The organism is Streptomyces sp. LS-MS-L19, assembly GCF_058382285.1.
On sequence record NZ_JBYCLL010000001.1, the window covers coordinates 7478126 to 7496675 of the forward strand.

Annotated in this window: 13 protein-coding genes; 8 read left to right on the forward strand and 5 right to left on the reverse strand. The window is 70.8% G+C overall.

All coding sequences use genetic code 11. The features are described 5' to 3' along the window. Positions 1–56 precede the first annotated feature (56 nt). Complete coding sequence (locus tag AC2XR2_RS33420; protein ID WP_491517062.1) at positions 57–785, forward strand: SDR family oxidoreductase; 729 nt, start codon at positions 57–59, stop codon at positions 783–785. Between the two features lie 144 nt (positions 786–929). Here the strand turns inward: AC2XR2_RS33420 and AC2XR2_RS33425 are convergent, their stop codons facing one another. The 3 genes from AC2XR2_RS33425 to AC2XR2_RS33435 form a co-directional block, all read right to left on the reverse strand. Next, positions 930–2459, reverse strand: coding sequence for a helix-turn-helix domain-containing protein (locus AC2XR2_RS33425; RefSeq protein WP_491517063.1), 1530 nt, complete (start codon positions 2457–2459; stop codon positions 930–932). 83 nt (positions 2460–2542) lie between these two features. Further along, positions 2543–2743, reverse strand: a complete 201-nt coding sequence (locus AC2XR2_RS33430) for a DUF4236 domain-containing protein (RefSeq protein WP_123763654.1) — start codon at positions 2741–2743, stop codon at positions 2543–2545. A gap of 118 nt (positions 2744–2861) precedes the next feature. Further along, complete coding sequence (locus tag AC2XR2_RS33435) at positions 2862–3707, reverse strand: class I SAM-dependent methyltransferase (protein ID WP_491517064.1); 846 nt, start codon at positions 3705–3707, stop codon at positions 2862–2864. Between the two features lie 267 nt (positions 3708–3974). Between AC2XR2_RS33435 and acnA the strand changes: the two genes are divergently transcribed. The 5 genes from acnA to AC2XR2_RS33460 all read left to right on the forward strand — a co-directional run bounded on the left by acnA (position 3975) and on the right by AC2XR2_RS33460 (position 12000). Next, positions 3975–6692: an aconitate hydratase AcnA gene (gene acnA, locus AC2XR2_RS33440; RefSeq protein ID WP_491517065.1), complete on the forward strand. Its 2718-nt coding sequence runs from the start codon at positions 3975–3977 to the stop codon at positions 6690–6692. Between the two features lie 259 nt (positions 6693–6951). Then, positions 6952–8454 carry a sensor histidine kinase gene (locus AC2XR2_RS33445; protein ID WP_491517066.1) on the forward strand — a complete coding sequence of 501 codons (1503 nt, stop codon included), beginning with the start codon at positions 6952–6954 and terminating at the stop codon, positions 8452–8454. Between the two features lie 154 nt (positions 8455–8608). Next, a complete protein-coding gene (locus AC2XR2_RS33450; RefSeq protein WP_491517067.1) occupies positions 8609–10801 on the forward strand; it encodes a serine/threonine-protein kinase in 2193 nt (730 codons plus the stop codon). A 42-nt stretch (positions 10802–10843) separates the two neighbouring features. Continuing rightward, positions 10844–11269 (forward strand): hypothetical protein, encoded by a 426-nt coding sequence (locus AC2XR2_RS33455; protein ID WP_491517068.1) that lies wholly within the window; start codon positions 10844–10846, stop codon positions 11267–11269. A 149-nt stretch (positions 11270–11418) separates the two neighbouring features. Then, complete coding sequence (locus AC2XR2_RS33460; RefSeq protein ID WP_491517069.1) at positions 11419–12000, forward strand: HD domain-containing protein; 582 nt, start codon at positions 11419–11421, stop codon at positions 11998–12000. Between the two features lie 19 nt (positions 12001–12019). On the opposite strand, the gene AC2XR2_RS33465 is transcribed toward AC2XR2_RS33460, so the two are convergent. Further along, complete coding sequence (locus tag AC2XR2_RS33465; protein WP_491517070.1) at positions 12020–12277, reverse strand: Uma2 family endonuclease; 258 nt, start codon at positions 12275–12277, stop codon at positions 12020–12022. 495 nt (positions 12278–12772) lie between these two features. On the opposite strand from AC2XR2_RS33465, the gene AC2XR2_RS33470 reads away from it, so the two are divergent. Further along, positions 12773–13837 carry a lytic polysaccharide monooxygenase auxiliary activity family 9 protein gene (locus AC2XR2_RS33470; protein WP_381300122.1) on the forward strand — a complete coding sequence of 355 codons (1065 nt, stop codon included), beginning with the start codon at positions 12773–12775 and terminating at the stop codon, positions 13835–13837. Positions 13838–14190: 353 nt separating this feature from the next. Next, a complete protein-coding gene (locus AC2XR2_RS33475; protein ID WP_491517071.1) occupies positions 14191–17451 on the forward strand; it encodes a GH92 family glycosyl hydrolase in 3261 nt (1086 codons plus the stop codon). On the opposite strand, the gene AC2XR2_RS33480 is transcribed toward AC2XR2_RS33475, so the two are convergent. Next, positions 17432–18436: an acetylxylan esterase gene (locus tag AC2XR2_RS33480; RefSeq protein ID WP_491517072.1), complete on the reverse strand. Its 1005-nt coding sequence runs from the start codon at positions 18434–18436 to the stop codon at positions 17432–17434. The genes AC2XR2_RS33475 and AC2XR2_RS33480 overlap by 20 nt on opposite strands. Between the last annotated feature and the right edge of the window lie 114 nt (positions 18437–18550).

Sequence of the window (18550 nt, forward strand, 5' to 3'; positions counted from 1 at the left end):
GCCCTGGCAGAAGGCGCTTGCCCCTGACGCCAACGTCAGGTTCTAGCGTTCCGGGCATGGACATCAACAACTCAGTCGCCCTTGTCACCGGAGCCAACCGCGGTCTGGGCCGCGCCTTCGCCCAGCGCCTGCTCGAACGCGGCGTCCGCAAGGTCTACGCGACGGCCCGCAGGCCGGAGACCGTGGACCTGCCCGGGGTCGAGGTGCTGCCCCTCGACATCGCCGATCCCGCGTCCGTGCGGGCAGCGGCAGGGGCCGCCCCGGACGTCTCGCTGCTCATCAACAACGCGGGAATCAGTACGGGTACCGACCTGGTGACCGGCTCGCTGGACGCGGTACGGCACGAGCTGGAGACCAACATGTTCGGCCACCTGGGCATGATCCGGGAGTTCGCGCCGACGCTCGCCGACAACGGCGGGGGCGCGATCGTCAACGTCCTCTCCGCCATGTCGTGGTTCGGGGGCAAGGGCGCCAACGCCTACCACCTGACCAAGGCCGCCGCCTGGGCCATGACCAACGGCGTCCGCCTGGAACTCGCCGACCAGGGCACGCTCGTGACGGCGGTGCACCTCGGCCTGGCCGACACCGACATGGCCGCGGGCTGGCCCGTGGACAAGCTCGCGCCGGCGGACCTGGCCGACGCGGCGCTCGACGGTGTCGAGGCCGGGTCCGCCGAGGTCCTCGCCGACCAGTGGAGCCGGGACGTCAAGTCCCGGCTGCCGCTGACACCGGAGGAGTTCAACGCCGCGATGGAACGCGCCCTGGCGGCGCTGACAGCGGCCTGACGGCAGCGCTGACGGCAGTGTTGACGGCAGCGCTGACGGCGGCCTGAGGGTCGTTCCGCCGCCCTGGCACCGGCCGGCGAGAGCCGCTCGCACCGCGGCAGCCGCCGGAGACCAGGACGTCCGCTTCGCCTCTCAGATGTCCCTTCAGATGTCCCGGAAGATCTCGATCTGCGCTCCCACCGAGTTCAGCCGCTCCGCCAGATCCTCGTACCCCCGGTTGATGACGTACACGTTGCGCAGCACCGACGTGCCGTCCGCCGCCATCATCGCCAGCAGGACGACCACGGCGGGGCGCAGGGCCGGTGGGCACATCATCTCGGCGGCGCGCCAGCGGGTCGGGCCGCCCACCAGCACCCGGTGCGGGTCCAGGAGTTGGAGCCTGCCGCCGAGCCGGTTCAGGTCCGTCAGATAGATCGCGCGGTTGTCGTAGACCCAGTCGTGGATGAGGGTCTGGCCCTGCGCGACCGCCGCGATCGCCGCGAAGAACGGGACGTTGTCGATGTTCAGGCCCGGGAACGGCATCGGGTGGATCTTGTCGATGGGGGCTTCGAGCTTGCTGGGGCGGACCGTGAGGTCGACCAGGCGGGTGCGGCCGTTGTCGGCGAAGTACTCCGGTGTGCGGTCGTGGTCGAGGCCCATCTCCTCCAGGACCGCGAGCTCGATCTCCAGGAACTCGATCGGCACCCGGCGCACCGTCAGCTCCGACTCCGTGACCACCGCGGCGGCCAGCAGGCTCATCGCCTCGACCGGGTCCTCGGAGGGGGAGTAGTCCACGTCCACGTCGATGCGCGGCACGCCGTGCACGGTGAGCGTGGTGGTGCCGATGCCCTCGACCCGGACGCCCAGGGCCTCCAGGAAGAAGCACAGGTCCTGGACCATGTAGTTGGAGGAGGCGTTGCGGATGACGGTGACGCCGTCGTGGCGGGCGGCCGCGAGCAGCGCGTTCTCCGTCACGGTGTCGCCGCGCTCGGTCAGCACGATCGGCCGGTCGGGGCGGACCGCCCGATCGACCCGGGCGTGGTACTGCCCCTCGGTCGCCGCGACCTCCAGACCGAACCGGCGCAGCGCGATCATGTGCGGCTCGATGGTCCGGGTGCCGAGGTCGCAGCCGCCGGCGTACGGCAGCTTGAAGCGGTCCATGCGGTGCAGCAGCGGGCCGAGGAACATGATGATCGAGCGCGTGCGTACGGCCGCGTCGGCGTCGATCGCCGCCATGTTCAGCTCGGCGGGCGGGACCAGCTCCAGGTCGACGCCGTCGTTGATCCAGCGGGTGCGCACCCCGATGGAGCCCAGCACCTCCAGCAGCCGGTAGACCTCCTCGATGCGGGCGACCCTGCGCAGCACCGTGCGCCCCTTGTTGAGGAGCGAGGCGCAGAGCAGGGCCACGCACGCGTTCTTGCTCGTCTTGACGTCGATCGCGCCGGAGAGCCGGCGCCCGCCGACCACCCGCAGATGCATCGGACCCGCGTAGCCCAGAGAGACGATTTCGCTGTCCAGTGCTTCACCGATACGGGCGATCATCTCAAGGCTGATGTTCTGGTTGCCGCGCTCGATGCGGTTGACGGCGCTCTGACTGGTGCCGAGCGCCTCCGCGAGCTGCGACTGTGTCCAGCCCCGGTGCTGCCGGGCGTCACGGATGAGCTTGCCGATACGTACGAGGTAGTCGTCTGCCATGGGGTTGAGGCTATCTCAGATATGAGATGCCGCATTCCGGGAGGTCCGTTCAGGTGAGAGACCCGCACGGACCTGAGGAAACGTCAGTGGCGCTTGGCGGTACGGGTCCGACGCCACCCGAAAGGTCCGGGCAGATCCACCGATGTCGTACGACGTCCCGTGCTGCTGTGGGTGTGCTTGGGGCCGTGGCTGCCGCCGCCGGTCGTGATGGACCAGGAGCGCCGGTTGATGTTCAGCCGTACGCCGGGAAGGATCCGGAAACTCTTGCGGAACGTGAGCGGCATGGGGGCCTCCCGTCGAAGGTAGGTCGCGTGCTGTCGTCCTCCTTCGCCTACCCCGGCCGGGCCGAGTGATGGGTGCCGGGTTTCGCACCGCCCCGCTGTCGTGGGCGAGTTGACCCCGTCACCCCTTGCGGCGCGGTGGGCGCCAGATCATGATCCGGGTGGCCGGGAGGTGTTCCGCGAAGCGGCCGCCCGGCGAGATCCGGCGCAGCAGGGCACGCAGGTCCTCTTCGAACTCCCCCCGCCGGTCGCCGAACAGATGGGGGGCGGAGTCGGACCGGGAGAACGTCCACGCCACCAGGTCGTCCGGGGTGCGCTCGACCACCTGTCCGGCCGGCACGACATGCTCCTCGTAGCCCTCGAACCCGGCGCGCTCCAGGACCAGGTCCTCCCGTCCCGGCGTGCCGTTGACGAGCCTGCCCTGACCCGCGCGGCGCACCGGGCCCAGACGGTCGCGTACCAAAGCGCCGATCTCGGCGTACGGGGAGGCGGGCCACGGCAGGGGAGTGGTCGCGGCCGGCTCGTCCTTGTCGTCACTGACGTGGACGAACGCCCCTCCCGGTTCCAGCATGTCCCGCACGGTCGCGGCGACCCGGTCGCGGTCGGTCCAGTGGAAGGACTGCGCGAACACGACGGTCCGGAACGTCCCCAGCCCGGCCGGCAGGTCCTCGGCGCGACCGGACACCCAGCGCGCGTTGCCGACCCCGCGCCGCCCGGCCTGCCGCTCCGCCTCGGCCAGCATGTCCTCGTCGGGGTCGAGGCCGACCGCCTCGGTGAAGTACTGCGCCAGCGCGAGCAGCACGGTCCCGGGTCCGCAGCCCACGTCGAGAAGCCTGCCCCGGCCGTCCAGTCCGAGGGCCCTCGCCACCGTTTCGGCGAGGCCCGCGGCGTACGGCAGCCGGCCGCGCTCGTAGTGGGCCGCGCTTCCCTGGAAGAGGGTCCTGTCCCATTCCCATCCGTCAGGCATGCCGGTGTCCCATCTGTCAGGCACACCGACGTTCCATCCGTCCGGCGTGCCGTTCAGGACATCACAGCGGGGCCGGGCATGACCATCCCGGCCTCATGTACTAGAGTTATCTCGACATCGAGATATCTGCCGAGGCGTACCGCGGCACCACGTGTCCGCCGAGCCCGACGGTAAGGCATGCCTAACTTAGCCTTACCTTAGCGGATCGGCCAAGACGGCGTGGCGGCAGGATGCGGTGGTAAGCGCACAAAAATGAAGGAGACTGTCGTGTCGGCGAACAGCTTCGACGCCCGCGCCACGCTGAGCGTGGGCGACGAGTCGTACGAGATCTTCCGGCTGGACAAGGTGGAGGGCTCGGCCCGCCTGCCGTACAGCCTCAAGGTTCTCCTGGAGAACCTGCTCCGTACCGAGGACGGCGCGAACATCACCGCCGACCACATCCGCGCCCTCGGCAGCTGGGACTCCCAGGCCCAGCCGTCGCAGGAGATCCAGTTCACGCCGGCCCGCGTGATCATGCAGGACTTCACCGGCGTGCCCTGTGTCGTGGACCTCGCCACCATGCGTGAGGCCGTGAAGGAGCTCGGCGGCGACCCGGCGAAGGTCAACCCGCTCTCCCCGGCCGAGCTGGTCATCGACCACTCCGTCATCGCGGACAAGTTCGGCACCCACGACGCGTTCGCGCAGAACGTCGAGCTGGAGTACGGCCGCAACCGCGAGCGCTACCAGTTCCTGCGCTGGGGCCAGACCGCCTTCGACGACTTCAAGGTCGTCCCGCCGGGTACTGGCATCGTCCACCAGGTGAACATCGAGCACCTGGCCCGTACGGTCATGGTCCGTAACGGCCAGGCCTACCCCGACACCCTCGTCGGCACCGACTCGCACACCACCATGGTCAACGGCCTCGGTGTGCTGGGCTGGGGCGTCGGCGGCATCGAGGCCGAGGCCGCGATGCTCGGCCAGCCGGTCTCCATGCTCATCCCGCGTGTCGTCGGCTTCAAGCTGACCGGTGAGCTCAAGCCCGGCACCACCGCCACCGACCTCGTGCTGACCATCACCGAGATGCTCCGCAAGCACGGCGTGGTCGGCAAGTTCGTCGAGTTCTACGGCGAGGGCGTGGCCGCCACCTCCCTCGCGAACCGCGCCACCATCGGCAACATGTCGCCGGAGTTCGGCTCGACCGCCGCGATCTTCCCGATCGACGACGAGACGATCAAGTACCTCAAGCTCACCGGCCGCTCCGAGCAGCAGCTCGCGCTCGTCGAGGCGTACGCCAAGGAGCAGGGCCTCTGGCTGGACCCGAAGGCCGAGCCGGACTTCTCGGAGAAGCTCGAGCTGGACCTCGCCACGGTCGTCCCCTCGATCGCCGGCCCGAAGCGCCCGCAGGACCGTATCGTCCTCGCGAACGCCGCCCAGCAGTTCAAGTCGGACGTCCTCAACTACGTCGACGCCGTGGACGAGGCGGGCAAGGAGTCCTTCCCGGCCTCCGACGCCCCCGCGGTCGCCCCCAACGGCGTGCCGTCCAACCCGGTCACCGTGACCGCCCCCGACGGCTCGACGTACGAGATCGACCACGGCGCGGTGACGGTCGCGGCCATCACCTCCTGCACCAACACCTCCAACCCGTACGTCATGGTCGCCGCCGCGCTCGTCGCGAAGAAGGCCGTGGAGAAGGGCCTGACCCGCAAGCCGTGGGTCAAGACCACCCTCGCCCCGGGTTCCAAGGTCGTCACCGACTACTTCGACAAGGCGGGCCTGACCCCGTACCTCGACAAGGTCGGCTTCAACCTCGTCGGCTACGGCTGCACCACCTGCATCGGCAACTCCGGCCCGCTGCCGGAGGAGGTCTCCAAGGCCGTCAACGACCACGACCTCGCGGTCACCTCGGTCCTCTCCGGCAACCGGAACTTCGAGGGCCGGATCAACCCCGACGTCAAGATGAACTACCTGGCCTCCCCGCCGCTGGTCGTCGCGTACGCCATCGCGGGCTCCATGAAGGTGGACATCACCAAGGACGCGCTCGGTGTCGACCAGGACGGCAACGCCGTCTACCTGAAGGACATCTGGCCCTCCGAGGCCGAGGTCAACGACGTCGTGGCGAACGCCATCGGCGAGGACATGTTCAACAAGTCCTACTCCGACGTCTTCGCGGGCGACGCCCAGTGGCAGGCGCTGCCGATCCCGACCGGCAACACCTTCGAGTGGGACGCCGAGTCGACCTACGTCCGCAAGCCCCCGTACTTCGAGGGCATGACGATGGAGACCACGCCGGTCAGCGACATCACCGGCGCCCGGGTCCTCGCCAAGCTCGGCGACTCGGTCACCACCGACCACATCTCGCCCGCCGGTGCCATCAAGGCCGACACCCCGGCCGGCAAGTACCTCACCGAGCACGGTGTGGAGCGTCGTGACTTCAACTCCTACGGCTCGCGCCGAGGCAACCACGAGGTCATGATCCGCGGCACCTTCGCCAACATCCGCCTGCGCAACCAGATCGCGCCGGGCACCGAGGGCGGCTACACCCGCGACTTCACCCAGGACGGCGGTCCGGTGTCGTTCATCTACGACGCCTCCCGCAACTACATCGAGCAGGGCATCCCGCTGGCCATCCTGGCCGGCAAGGAGTACGGCTCCGGCTCGTCCCGCGACTGGGCCGCCAAGGGCACCGCGCTCCTCGGCGTCAAGGCCGTCATCGCCGAGTCGTACGAGCGCATCCACCGCTCGAACCTCATCGGCATGGGCGTCCTGCCGCTCCAGTTCCCCGAGGGCCAGTCCGCCGCGACGCTCGGCCTGACCGGCGAGGAGACCTTCTCCTTCACCGGCGTCGAGGAGCTCAACAACGGCACCACGCCGCGCACGGTCAAGGTCACCACCGACACGGGCGTCGAGTTCGACGCGGTCGTCCGCATCGACACCCCCGGTGAGGCCGACTACTACCGCAACGGCGGCATCATGCAGTACGTGCTGCGTTCGCTGATCCGCAAGTAGTCCTTCGCGAGGGGGCCGTACTCCCGGTGCCGGGGGTGCGGCCCTTTTCGCCGTTTCCGAGAGGAATCACCGCGGTCATCACCCACCCTCAGGCGGAACACAGGGTTCCCTCAGCGGACGGGGACACGATCGGTACATGTCTGGCACCTCCCGGTCCCGCACCGGCCGCGTACGTGTGCTCATCCCCATGAGGTCGGGCACCGGTGATCCCCGCCGTGCGCGGCCTCGGGTACGCCGTCAAGGCACCGGAGGAGGGGAGATGAGGGCGCCGGCCCGCCCGGGTGCGCGCAGTCGCTCCCTCCGCACCCGCCTGCTCGTCTTCGTCAGCGTCACCCTGATCGTCGTATGCGCCGCGATGGGTCTGATCACCACGCTCTTCCAACGCGCCTACCTGATGGGCGACTTGGACGACCATGTCCTCGGTGCCGCCGAACGGGCACTGGGCGGAGCCTCGTCGCATCCGCACCTGGAGAGCGACCTGACCTTCCTCAGGGAGAACGGACAGCCCGCCGGCATGCTCTCCGCCCGGCTGGACGAGGACGGCGCGATCGCCTCCGCGGCCGTCGTCGCCCAGGACGCCCCGCCCCAGGACCTCACCGCCGGGCAGCGCACCGCACTGTCCGGGATCGGCGCCGACGGCGCCATGCACACCAGGGCCGTACCGGGCCTCGGCACCTACCGGGTCACCGTCCTCGCGAACGGCGACGTCCGGGTCCTCACCGGCCTGCCCATGGACGGCGTCCAGGACATGATCAGCCAACTCGTGGCGATCGAGACGGGCGTCGCGGTGGCCGGGCTCGCCGTCGCCGGCTGCGTCTGCGCGGTGGTCATACGACGCCAACTCCGCCCCCTCGGCAGGGTCGCCGCCACCGCCGCCGAGGTCTCCCGCGCCCCGCTCGGACACGCTGAGGTCACCGGCCTGGCCCGGGTACCCGCCCGCGACACCGACCCGGGCAGCGAGGCCGGCCAGGTCGGCGCCGCCCTCAACCACCTCCTCGATCACGTGGAGTCCTCCCTCGCCGAACGCCGGCGCAGCGAGGAACGCATGCGGCGCTTCCTGTCCGACGCCGGCCACGAACTCCGTACGCCGCTCGCCTCGATCGCCGGATACGCCGAGCTCATGAACCGCGGCACCGCCCGCGTCGAGCCGGTGCTGGCCTGGCGCCGGGTCTCCGCGGAGTCGGCTCGCATGAAGGGCCTGGTGGAGGACCTGCTCCTGCTCGCCCGCCTCGACGAGGGACGCCCGCTCCAGTCCGCCGAGGTGGACCTCGCGGCACTGGTCGCGGAGGCGGTGCGGGACGCCCGGGCGGCGGGCGGCGGCCACGACTGGCAACTCGAACTGAGCCTGGACGCCCCGGCGTCGGTGACCGGCGACGAGGCCCGACTCCACCAGGTGGTGGCGAACCTCCTGAGCAACGCGCGCATGCACACCCCGCCCGGCACGCGGGTGGTGGCCTCGGTCGAGTCGACGCTCGACCACCGCGTGATCCGGGTCCGCGACAACGGCCCCGGCATCCCCCCGACCCTCCTGCCCACGGTCTTCGAACGCTTCACCCGAGCGGACACCTCCCGCTCCCGCACCGACCCGAGGTCGGGCGGCTCCGGCCTGGGGCTGGCGACAGCGGCAGCGATCACGACCGCCCATGGAGGCCGCATCCAGGTCGAAAGCACCCCGGGCCGAACGGAGTTCACGATCGAACTGCCGACGCGACCCCTGATCGTGGAGGAGCGAGCGGTCTCGGGAAAACAAGCGTCGGTGTAGCTCCTCAGGGGCGCGGGGAACTGTGCGACAAGCCTCATCGCACCCGCACCCGCCTGACGACCTCAGACCCCCGGCCCCTTGGGCGGCACACTCGCTACTCTGTTCCTCCTGAACACCCCTGTGACGCACGGGACATGGAAAGGCCGATCCGCACATGCCGCTGAGCCCCGAGGAATCCATCGGCGCGATCGGCGGCTACACCCTGGTCAACCGGCTCGGCGCGGGCGGCATGGGCGTCGTCTACCTGGCCCGCTCCGACTCCGGCCGCCAGGTCGCCGTGAAGGTCGTGCACACCCAGTACGCCCAGGACGAGGAGTTCCGCACCCGCTTCCGCCAGGAGGTCGCGGCGGCCCGCAGGGTGAGCGGAGCGTTCACCGCCCCGGTCGTGGACGCCGACCCGGACGCCCAACTCCCCTGGATGGCAACGCTGTACGTCCCGGGACGCACCCTCGACGACATCGTTGCCCAGCACGGCCCCCTCCGCGGAGCCCCGCTCCGCACGCTCGCCCTCGGACTGGTCGAGGCGCTCCGGGACATCCACCAGGCCGGAGTGGTCCACCGCGACCTGAAGCCGAGCAACGTCCTGATGGCCGAGGACGGCCCCCGGGTCATCGACTTCGGCATATCGCGCGCCGCCGACAACCAGGCCCTCACGGTGACCGGCCGTCTGATCGGAACACCGCCCTTCATGTCCCCGGAGCAGTTCGCCGCCCCGAAGGACGTCACCCCCGCCTCGGACGTGTTCTCCCTGGGCTCGCTCCTGGTGTTCGCGGCCACGGGCAACCGCCCCTTCGACGGCGACAGCCCGTACATGACGGGCTATCAGGTCGTGCACGAACAGCCCTCCCTGGACGGCGTGCCCCAGCCGCTCCGGGGCGTCATCGAGCGCTGCCTCCAGAAGAACCCGGTGGACCGACCCCAACTGGCGGAACTACAAGCCCTGTTCAGATCGCTACCGGACACCTCCGCACCGACCTTCCCCGGCGGCGGCCGTAGTCCGTCGCCCCGAGGCCTCGCCGATACGACGACCCCAGGCGCCCGGAACCGAAGCCGCCGCCGTGGCCGCCCGCACCGTGTCACCCGCCTGGCGGTGCTCGGTGTCGTCCTGGCCGTCGGCGCGGGTGCCGCGGTGATGTTCCACCTGGGGACCGGAGCGAAGACGTCGAACGACACACCGGTGCCCGACACCACCGCGTCGGGTGCCGTGAAGCTGCCCGCCGGCTGGCGCCCCTGGCAGACGAGCCTCACGAGCGCGGTGAAGAGCGATCCGCTGAGCACCGACGTGGACACCGTGGACGCCGGCTGTGTGTCCGACGGCTCCGCCCTGTACTGCGCGGGCACCGGCTTCACCGTCGCCCGACTCGATCCCGCGACGGGCAGGATCGGCTGGCGGTACGGCAGCAACTCCCAGGCCGCCGAACGACCCCTCGGCGTACGGGACGGCATCGTGTACACCTACGAGCAGCCGGACGAGGTGTACGCCGACCAGCGGGTGACGGCGTTGGACGCGGCCACCGGGAAGCGGATCTGGGCCAGGGACGTCGACGCGAGCCACCCCGTGACCCTGTTCGACGGCGGGATCCTCACGGCGTCGGACACCGCGAAGTCCTTCATCGCGCTCGACCTCACCACCGGCAAGGACCTGTGGCGGACCGCGGCCAGGTCGTCGGCCGGCACCCTGTGCGGTCCCCTGACCCTGGGCGAGTCCGTGCCCTACGGCCTGTGCACCGACGCGAACGACCCCACCAGCGGCCAGGTCGCCCTCCTGCGCCTCGACCCGGCCGACGGCACGGCCCGCGAACTGGACTCGCTGCCCTCGACCGCGGCCCTGGTCGGCGCGGTCGACGGACAGCCACTGTTCGTCCTGCCGGAGAACACCACGGGGTACGCGACAGGCGACGGCCGGGACGAGGCGTACACCGCGCTGCTACGGGTGAACCCGACGACGGGCAGGGCCACCCGAGTCACGATGAAGGACATCCCCCGCGGCACGCCCTCGGTCCTCGACGACACGGTGTACTTCGTCCGCCCCGACGGCACGGTCACCGCGATCGACGCGTCGACCGGCGCCCGCCGATGGCGACGGGACACCCAGATCGAGAACCTCTCACCCCCGGTGCACTCGACGACGTACGACGCCCTCTACTTCGTCAACCGCTACGGTCGCGTCCTGTCCCTGGACCACACCACGGGCTCCGTCCGCTGGACCACCCCCAAGCTGACCGACACCGGCCCCTCGGCCCAGAACACGAACCCGAACGCGGTCCTGGTGAAGGACGCGATCGTGGGAGCCGCGGGAAACAGGGCGTTCTCGGTGAGCCCGGACCGGCGGGCGGCGGGGGAGTGACCGGGCGTGGGAGGGGGGAACTCGGCGTGGCAGCATGCGGCAATGGCCCTTCGACACCCCGACGGCGAGTACGCGATCACCGCGATGTACTCCGTGCCCGATGACGCCTGGTATCTGGAGCTGGATCAGGTGGCCGGGCAGCGGAATCTCGTGACCGCCATCGTCCAGGTCGACGGGGAGATCCGTACCTCCAGGGCCTGGATGCGGCTGAGGCCGGAACTCGTCGAGATCATCCATGACCTCCGTCAGGAGTACATGGGCTTCATCGACGACGACGCCTTTCCCTCAGTGCTGGCCGAGCTGCGCGCCACGGTGTCCGAGGCGGACCTCCCCACCGTTCTGAAGGCCGCCTTCGGGCGCGGTCCTGACGGCAACACCATGGACGGTCCACCGGAGCCGGAGCCGGAGCCGGAGCCGGAGCCGGAGTCGCAGCCGCAGCCTGTGGCCGGTCGGACAGAACCGCCCTGAGGGCCCCACCGCGCCGTTCCGCCTCACACCCACGGAGCCCCTCCCGGCGGAGAGAACCGGCCGGTTCGCAGGCCGACCCGCCACACCACCGCGCCGCCGCCCGGAGCCGCACCCTCTCCAACTCCCGCCCGCCCCCTTACCCTTACCGGGTGCCCACCCCCGACCTTCTCCACTGCGCCCTCCACGCCTCCGGCCCCCGCCCCCTCCCCGACGAAGCCGCCCGCCTTCTCCGCGTCCTCGGCGCCCCGCCCCGCCTGGCGGCACACCTGCGGCTGGTGCACGACGTGGCACACGAACTCACCGCATGGCTGGCACGACGGCACCCCGCGCTGCGACTCGACCGGGACGCGGTGCTGTTCGGCGCCGCCACGCACGACATCGGCAAGACGACGCACGTCGCCGAACTCTCCGGCCCCGGCTCCGCACACGAGAAGGCCGGCCAGGACCTCCTCCTCGCCCACGGCATCCCCCCGCACCTGGCCCGCTTCGCCGCCACCCACGCGACCTGGACCCTCCCGGGCATCGGCCTCGAGGACCTGCTGGTGAGCGTCGCCGACAAGATCTGGAAGAACAAGCGGGTCCCGGAGCTGGAGGACCTCGTGGTCAGGAGGCTGGCCGAGGCGAGCGGGCGGACGGTGTGGGAGGAGTTCCTGGAGTTCGACGACGCGCTGACGGCCGTAGGGGAAGACGCGGAGGAACGACTCGCCTTCCAGGCGGCTCACCCGGTGTGACCGCCACCGAGCCCCCGGTTCAGAAACCGACCAGCGCCTCGAGATCGACCTCGACGGGGAACGGCAGCTCGGTGACCAGCTTGTCGTGGTGGACCGGGTGGGACGGCGCGGGGAAGTAGGCGAGGGTGTCGGCGTTCAGCCAGTACTCGTGCACCGCGAGCTTCTGGTCCCGGTCCAGTTCGACCCGCCAGTAGTACGGCACCTTGTGCGCGGCGAAGAGCGCCGGCTTGCGCACCCGGTCGTCCTGGCGGGAGGTGGGGGACACGATTTCGACCACCAGGGCGAGCCTCTCGACCGGGACGCACTCGATACGCCCCGGTCTCGGTGGTGCTCAGCGCGCCCGCCAACCCACCCCGCACATGGTTGTGCCACAGCGCGACTTGCCCGCGCGGCGCGGTCACACCGTCCACCAGCTCCCGGTCGAAGGGCAACTCCACCTCCCTGACCTGGTCGAAGCCCCAGCCCTCGACCGGAGTGAGCATCCAGGTCTCCGTGGTGGCCACGCGCGCTCCCATGCACCTCAGTCTGGACGTTGACCACGCGCGCGCGACCCCGTACGGAACAGCGCCCCCCCCGAACCGGCGACCCCGCACCACGCCATTGACCCCACCGCCCCCCGTTTACATCTGCCCCACATCCCGCTACCTTCCGCAGAAGTGGGGTGGGAGCGCTCCCATGCGGACGGACCGGAACCCGCCCGCGTGCACGTCCCCCACCCCACCCCAACCCCACACCCGCACGGCCCGTACCTCAAGGAACGGACTGGACTGTCATGATCCTGACAAAATTATCGAGGGTGACCCGCCCCAGAGCCCTCTTCCTGGTCCTCGTCTCCCTGCTCGCCACCATCCCCGCCCTGAGCCTCGTCCTCACGACGGGCGGCGAGGCCGAGGCCCACGGCACCCCCATGAAACCCGCCAGCCGCACCTTCCTGTGCTGGCAGGACGGCCTGACCGACACCGGTGAGATCAAACCGGTCAACCCCGCCTGCCGGAACGCCCAACAGGTCAGCGGCACCACGCCGTTCTACAACTGGTTCTCCGTGCTGCGCTCCGACGGCGCCGGCCGCACCCGCGGCTTCGTCCCGGACGGTCAGCTGTGCAGCGGCGGCAACACCAACTTCACCGGCTTCAACGCCCCGCGCGACGACTGGCCGCTCACCCACCTCACCGCGGGCAGGACCGTCGACTTCTCCTACAACGCCTGGGCCGCGCACCCGGGTTGGTTCTACGTCTACGTCACCAAGGACGGCTTCGACCCGAAGAAGACCCTCACCTGGGACGACATGGAGGCCCAGCCCTTCCTCTCCGTCGACCACCCGCCGCTCAACGGCAGCCCGGGCACGGTCGAGGCCAACTACTCCTGGACCGGGCAGCTTCCGGCGAACAAGTCCGGCCGCCACATCATCTACATGGTCTGGCAGCGCTCGGACAGCGCGGAGACCTTCTACTCCTGCTCCGACGTCGTCTTCGACGGCGGCAACGGCGAGGTCACCGGCATCCACGAGCCCGGCAACCCGACCGAGCCGGTCCCCGGCACCTGCACGGCCACCCGTAGGACCACCGGCAGTTGGAACGGTGGCTACCAGTCCGAGGTCACCGTCACCAACTCCGGTGACGTGCCGATGCTGGGCTGGATGGTCGACTGGACCCTGCCGAGCGGCCAGAAGGTGGACAGCCTCTGGAACGGCAACGCCACCTACACCGGCCAGGGCGTGATGGTCCACAACGCCAACTGGAACGGCTCGTTGAGTCCGGGGCAGAGCACGACGTTCGGCTACGTCGTGACGGGCTCCGGCGGTGACACGGCCACGAGCCTGCCCTGCCGGGTCGGCTGAGCCACCGTCAGTACGTGCGAGAACCGCTCAGGGCGGACCCGGTGGGGCTGTGCGCCACCGGGTCCGCGAGCCGGGTCGGCACGAGGGGGGTGGGTGGCCGACGCGGGTGGTGCATGGCTTGTGACGACGCGACGCGCGACAACGTTGTCGAGTGGTCTATACAAGACTCTACCGCCTCAACGGACAACGATGTCAAATAAGTTGGGGAGAAGAGGCTGGACCGGCCGGGTGAGACCGTCGCGCGTCCCTTCCGGCGCACGCACCCTTCCGTGATACGCGTGGCGCACGTTACTGTCCCTGCGGCTTGTGCGACCTGTGGTGCGCGACCCGTCCGAAGGAGGAGGGGCCGCGTCATGCGTTTCCGTCCCACGTCCCTGCTGCTGGCGACCGTCCTCGCGGTCACCGGAGCCACCCCCGCCCTGAGTGCACCCCCCGGTCTCGTCGACGACCCCACCGCCTACGTCGACCCGCTCATCGGCACGGCGAACGGCGGCAACGTCTTCCCGGGCGCCGTCACGCCGTTCGGCATGTTCTCCTTCAGCCCCGAGAACACCCGCGGCGACGCCACCAGAACCGCCGCGCCCGGGGGTTACCTGTACGACGCCACCCGCATCCGCGGCTTCAGCCTCACCCACATGTCCGGCACGGGCTGCGCGGGCGGCAGCGGCGACATCCCGCTCCTCCCGTTCGCCGGGGAGGTCACCTCGTCCCCGGCGAACGACACCAAGGACGCGGTGTACGCGGCCGACTTCAACCACGCCGACGAGACGGCCGAGCCCGGCCACTACAAGGTCGGCCTCGCCTCCGGCGTCACCGCCGACCTCACCGCCACCGCCCGCACCGGCTCGGCCCGCTTCACCTACCCGGCCGACAAGCCCGCCTCGCTGCTGTTCCGCACGGCCAACTCCGAGGTGGGCTCGACGGATTCGACCGTCGAGATCGACCCGGCGACCCGGACCGTCTCCGGCTCCGTGACCTCCGGCAACTTCTGCGGCTACCTGGACCCGGAGGGCCAACGCGCCTACTACACCCTCCACTTCACGGCCCACTTCGACCAGCCCTTCGCCGCCACCGGCACCTGGCAGGACGAGAGGCTCAGCCCCGGGTCCCTCACGGCGTCCGGCGGCACGGGCGGCTTCTCCCAGGGCGGGCGACCCGTCGCCGGCAAGGGGGCGGGCGGATACGTCCGGTTCGCGCCCGGCACCGAACAGGTCGGCGTCCGGATCGGGATCTCCTACGTCAGCCGAGCGGGCGCCGAGGCCAACCTCGCCGCCGAGAACCCGCCCCGACGCTCCTTCGACTCGGTGCGCGACGCGGCCGCCCGTGCCTGGCGCGAGCGGTTGCGGGCGATCCGGGTCGGCGGCGGCACCGACGACGAGCGCACCACCTTCTACACCGCGCTCTACCACGCCCTGCTCCACCCCAACGTCATCAGTGACGCCGACGGCGCGTACCGGGGCAGCGACGGCAAGGCGCACCGAGTCGCCCGCGGCCACCGTGCCCAGTACGGCACCTTCTCCGGCTGGGACGTCTACCGCGGCCAGGTGCAGCTGCTGACCCTGCTCGACCCGCGGACCGGCTCGGACGTGGCGCAGTCCCTGTACGAACTGGCCCGGCAGAACGGCGGTGTCTGGGACCGCTGGCTGCACGGCGCGAGCGGCACCCACGTCATGAACGGCGACCCCTCACCCATCGCCCTGGCCGGCATCCACGCCTTCGGCGGCACCGACTTCGACCTGCGCGGCGCACTGGACTCGTTGGTGAAGGCCGCGACGGTCCCCACCGAGCAGGACCTGTCGTCGACCGGCAAGCCCGTCCTCTCCGTCGGCCAACGCCCGTCTCTGGACAAGTACTTGAAGCTGCACCACATGCCGTCCGTCTCCAACGCCTGGGGCGGCGCCGCCGAGACCCTGGAGCTGTCCGGCGCCGACTTCGCGCTCTCCCGGCTGGCCCGCGCGGCGGGGGAGAAGGGCACGGCGGCGGCCTTCGCCCGACGCTCCCAGTACTGGCAGAACACCTTCAACATCGCCGCAGACCCGAGCGGCGGCTACATCGCCAACCGCAAGGCGGACGGCAGCTGGGTCACCGGCTTCACCCCGGCCACGGGCAACGGCTTCGTCGAGGGGACGGCGGCCCAGTACACCTGGATGGTCCAGCACGACCCCGCGGGCCTGTTCGCCGCGATGGGCGGCCGCGACAAGGCCCTGGCCCGCCTGGACGCCTTCTTCCACGACGACAAGGGCGACTGGGCCTTCACCGGCAACGGCGGCGAGAAGTCCGAGCTGGACAACGAGCCGTCGATCAACGTCCCCTACCTGTACGCCTACGCCGGCGCCCCCTACAAGACCCAGGAGACCGTCCGGGCCGCCATGCGGCAGCTCTGGTCGACCGAACCGGGTGGCATCCCGGGCAACGACGACCTCGGCGCGATGTCCTCCTGGTACGTCTTCTCCGCGCTCGGCATGTACCCCCAGGTGCCGTCGAGGTCCGAACTGGTCCTGGCCTCACCGCTGTTCCCACGCATCGAGATCACCCGGCCCACCGGCAACGACATCTCCGTCCGCGCCGAGGGCGCGGCCGCGAACTCCCCGTATGTCCACTCCCTCAGGGTCAACGGCCGTACCAGCGACGCCCCTTGGCTTCCGGCCTCCTTCGTCCGGGACGGCGGCCGGCTCGACTTCACCCTCTCCGGCACACCCGATTCGGCCTGGGGCGCCTCGTCGGCCCCGCCGTCCTTCCGGGAGGGCGAGCAGCCGTACCAGATCGGCGTCGGCCCGACCACGGCGACGATCCCGCCGGGCGGCAGCACGAAGGTCGGGATCCGCGCGCTCTCGCTGAGCGGCGACGGCACGGGCCCCGCGGTCCGCTTCCAGGTGGAGGCACCCGAGGGCATCAAGGCAACTCCGGCCGAGGGCACGGTCGTCGACGGCTCCCAGGAGATCACCCTCCGTGCCGACGAGGGCTCCCCGCAGGGCTTCTACGACGCCAGGATCACGGTGAGTTCGGACGGCACCTCCTACGAACAGCCCGTGGCCCTCACGGTCGCCGCGCCCGGCACCCTCCTCGCCGCCTACGACAACACCGGGATCTCCGACGACTCCGGTGACCACGACGAGGCCGACTACGACGGCGGCGGCTGGAGCTACTCCCGCCAGGCCCTGGAGGCGGCCGGACTCACCCCGGGCGCGCGGGGCACGGTCGCCGGCCTGAGCTTCACCTGGCCGAACTCACCGGACGGCCGGCCCGACAACGCCACGGGCTCCGGCCAGACCGTCCAACTGACCAGCCCCGTCAGCCGGTTGTCCTTCGTCGGCAGCGCGGTCAACGGCGACCAGCGGGCCGAGGCCACCGTCACCTACACCGACGGCAGCACCGGCACGGTCGAGCTCGCCTTCACCGACTGGACCGTCGGGGGAGGGGGCGGCACCGTCCAGTACGGCAACGAGGTCGTCGCCCGCGCCGCCTATCGCAACGTGGCGGGCGCGGACCGGGACCCGGTGGCGACGTACGTCTTCGCCACGAAGCCGTTCACCGCACCGGACGGCAAGAGGATCGCGAGCGTGCGGCTGCCGGACAACACCGACCTGCACGTGTTCACCCTGGCCACTGACTGACTCCCAATACCTCGACCAGCCAGTCGAGTTGGCGTCGTACGTGCACCGCGTCGCCGCCCTCGTGGCCGTTGTACGGATAGGCGTGGATCTCCTTGCGGGGGTCCGCGCCGGTCAGCTCGCCGTACTGGTGGAAGGCCGCGTACGCCCCGCTCGGCGGGCACACCGTGTCGCGCAGGCCCACCCCGAAGTGGGCCGGGGCGGTGGCGCGCCGGGCGAAGGACACGCCCTCCACGTACGAGAGCGTGCGGTACGCGGCCTCCTCCGCGCCCCGGTGCACGGACAGGTAGGCGCTGATCTCGCCGTACGGGCTCGCGTCGGTGAGGTCCAGTGCGCGCCGGATGCCGCACAGGAACGGCGCGGTGACCAGGACCGCCGCCAGGTCCGGTATCAGTCCCGCGACGGCCAGCGCCAGTCCGCCGCCCTGGCTGTTGCCGACGGCCGCGACCCGTCCCCCGTCCACACCCGGCAGGGCCCGCACCGCCGTCACCGCGCGCACCGCGTCCGTGATCAGGCGCCGGTAGTGGTAGTCGCGCGGGTCGAGCAGCCCCCGCGCCGCCGGGCCCGGCCCGCCCGGTGCCGAGGCGTGCGGGTCGGGGGTCGCGCCGCCGTTGCCGTACTGGTCGCCCTGGCCGCGGTTGTCCATCAGCAGATGCGCGTACCCGGCGTTCACCCAGGTCAGCCGCTCGTGCGGGAGGCCGCGGCCGCGGCCGTAACCGGCGTACTCGACCACCGCGGGCAGCGCCGGGCGCACTCCCACCGGTCTGCTGTACCAGGCACGGACCGGATCGCCGGCGAAGCCGCGGAAGGTCACGTCCCAGGTGTCCGTGAGCCGTAGCCCGCTCTCGACCGGGCGCACCGACACCAACACGTCCGGGTCCGCCGCCTCCTTCAGGGTGTCACGCCAGAACTCGTCGAAATCCGGGGGTTCCTGGACATCCGGGCGGTAGCGCTCCAGCTCCTTCGGCGGCAGGTCGAACGCAGGCACAGGACACCTCGCATGAGTCGGTCAAAGCAGTGAAACTTGCGGAAGGCACCGGGACTTGGTCTCCCGGTTCCTACCCCACTCGCGTCCCAGGTATCTCCTGTCCGATCCATTGAC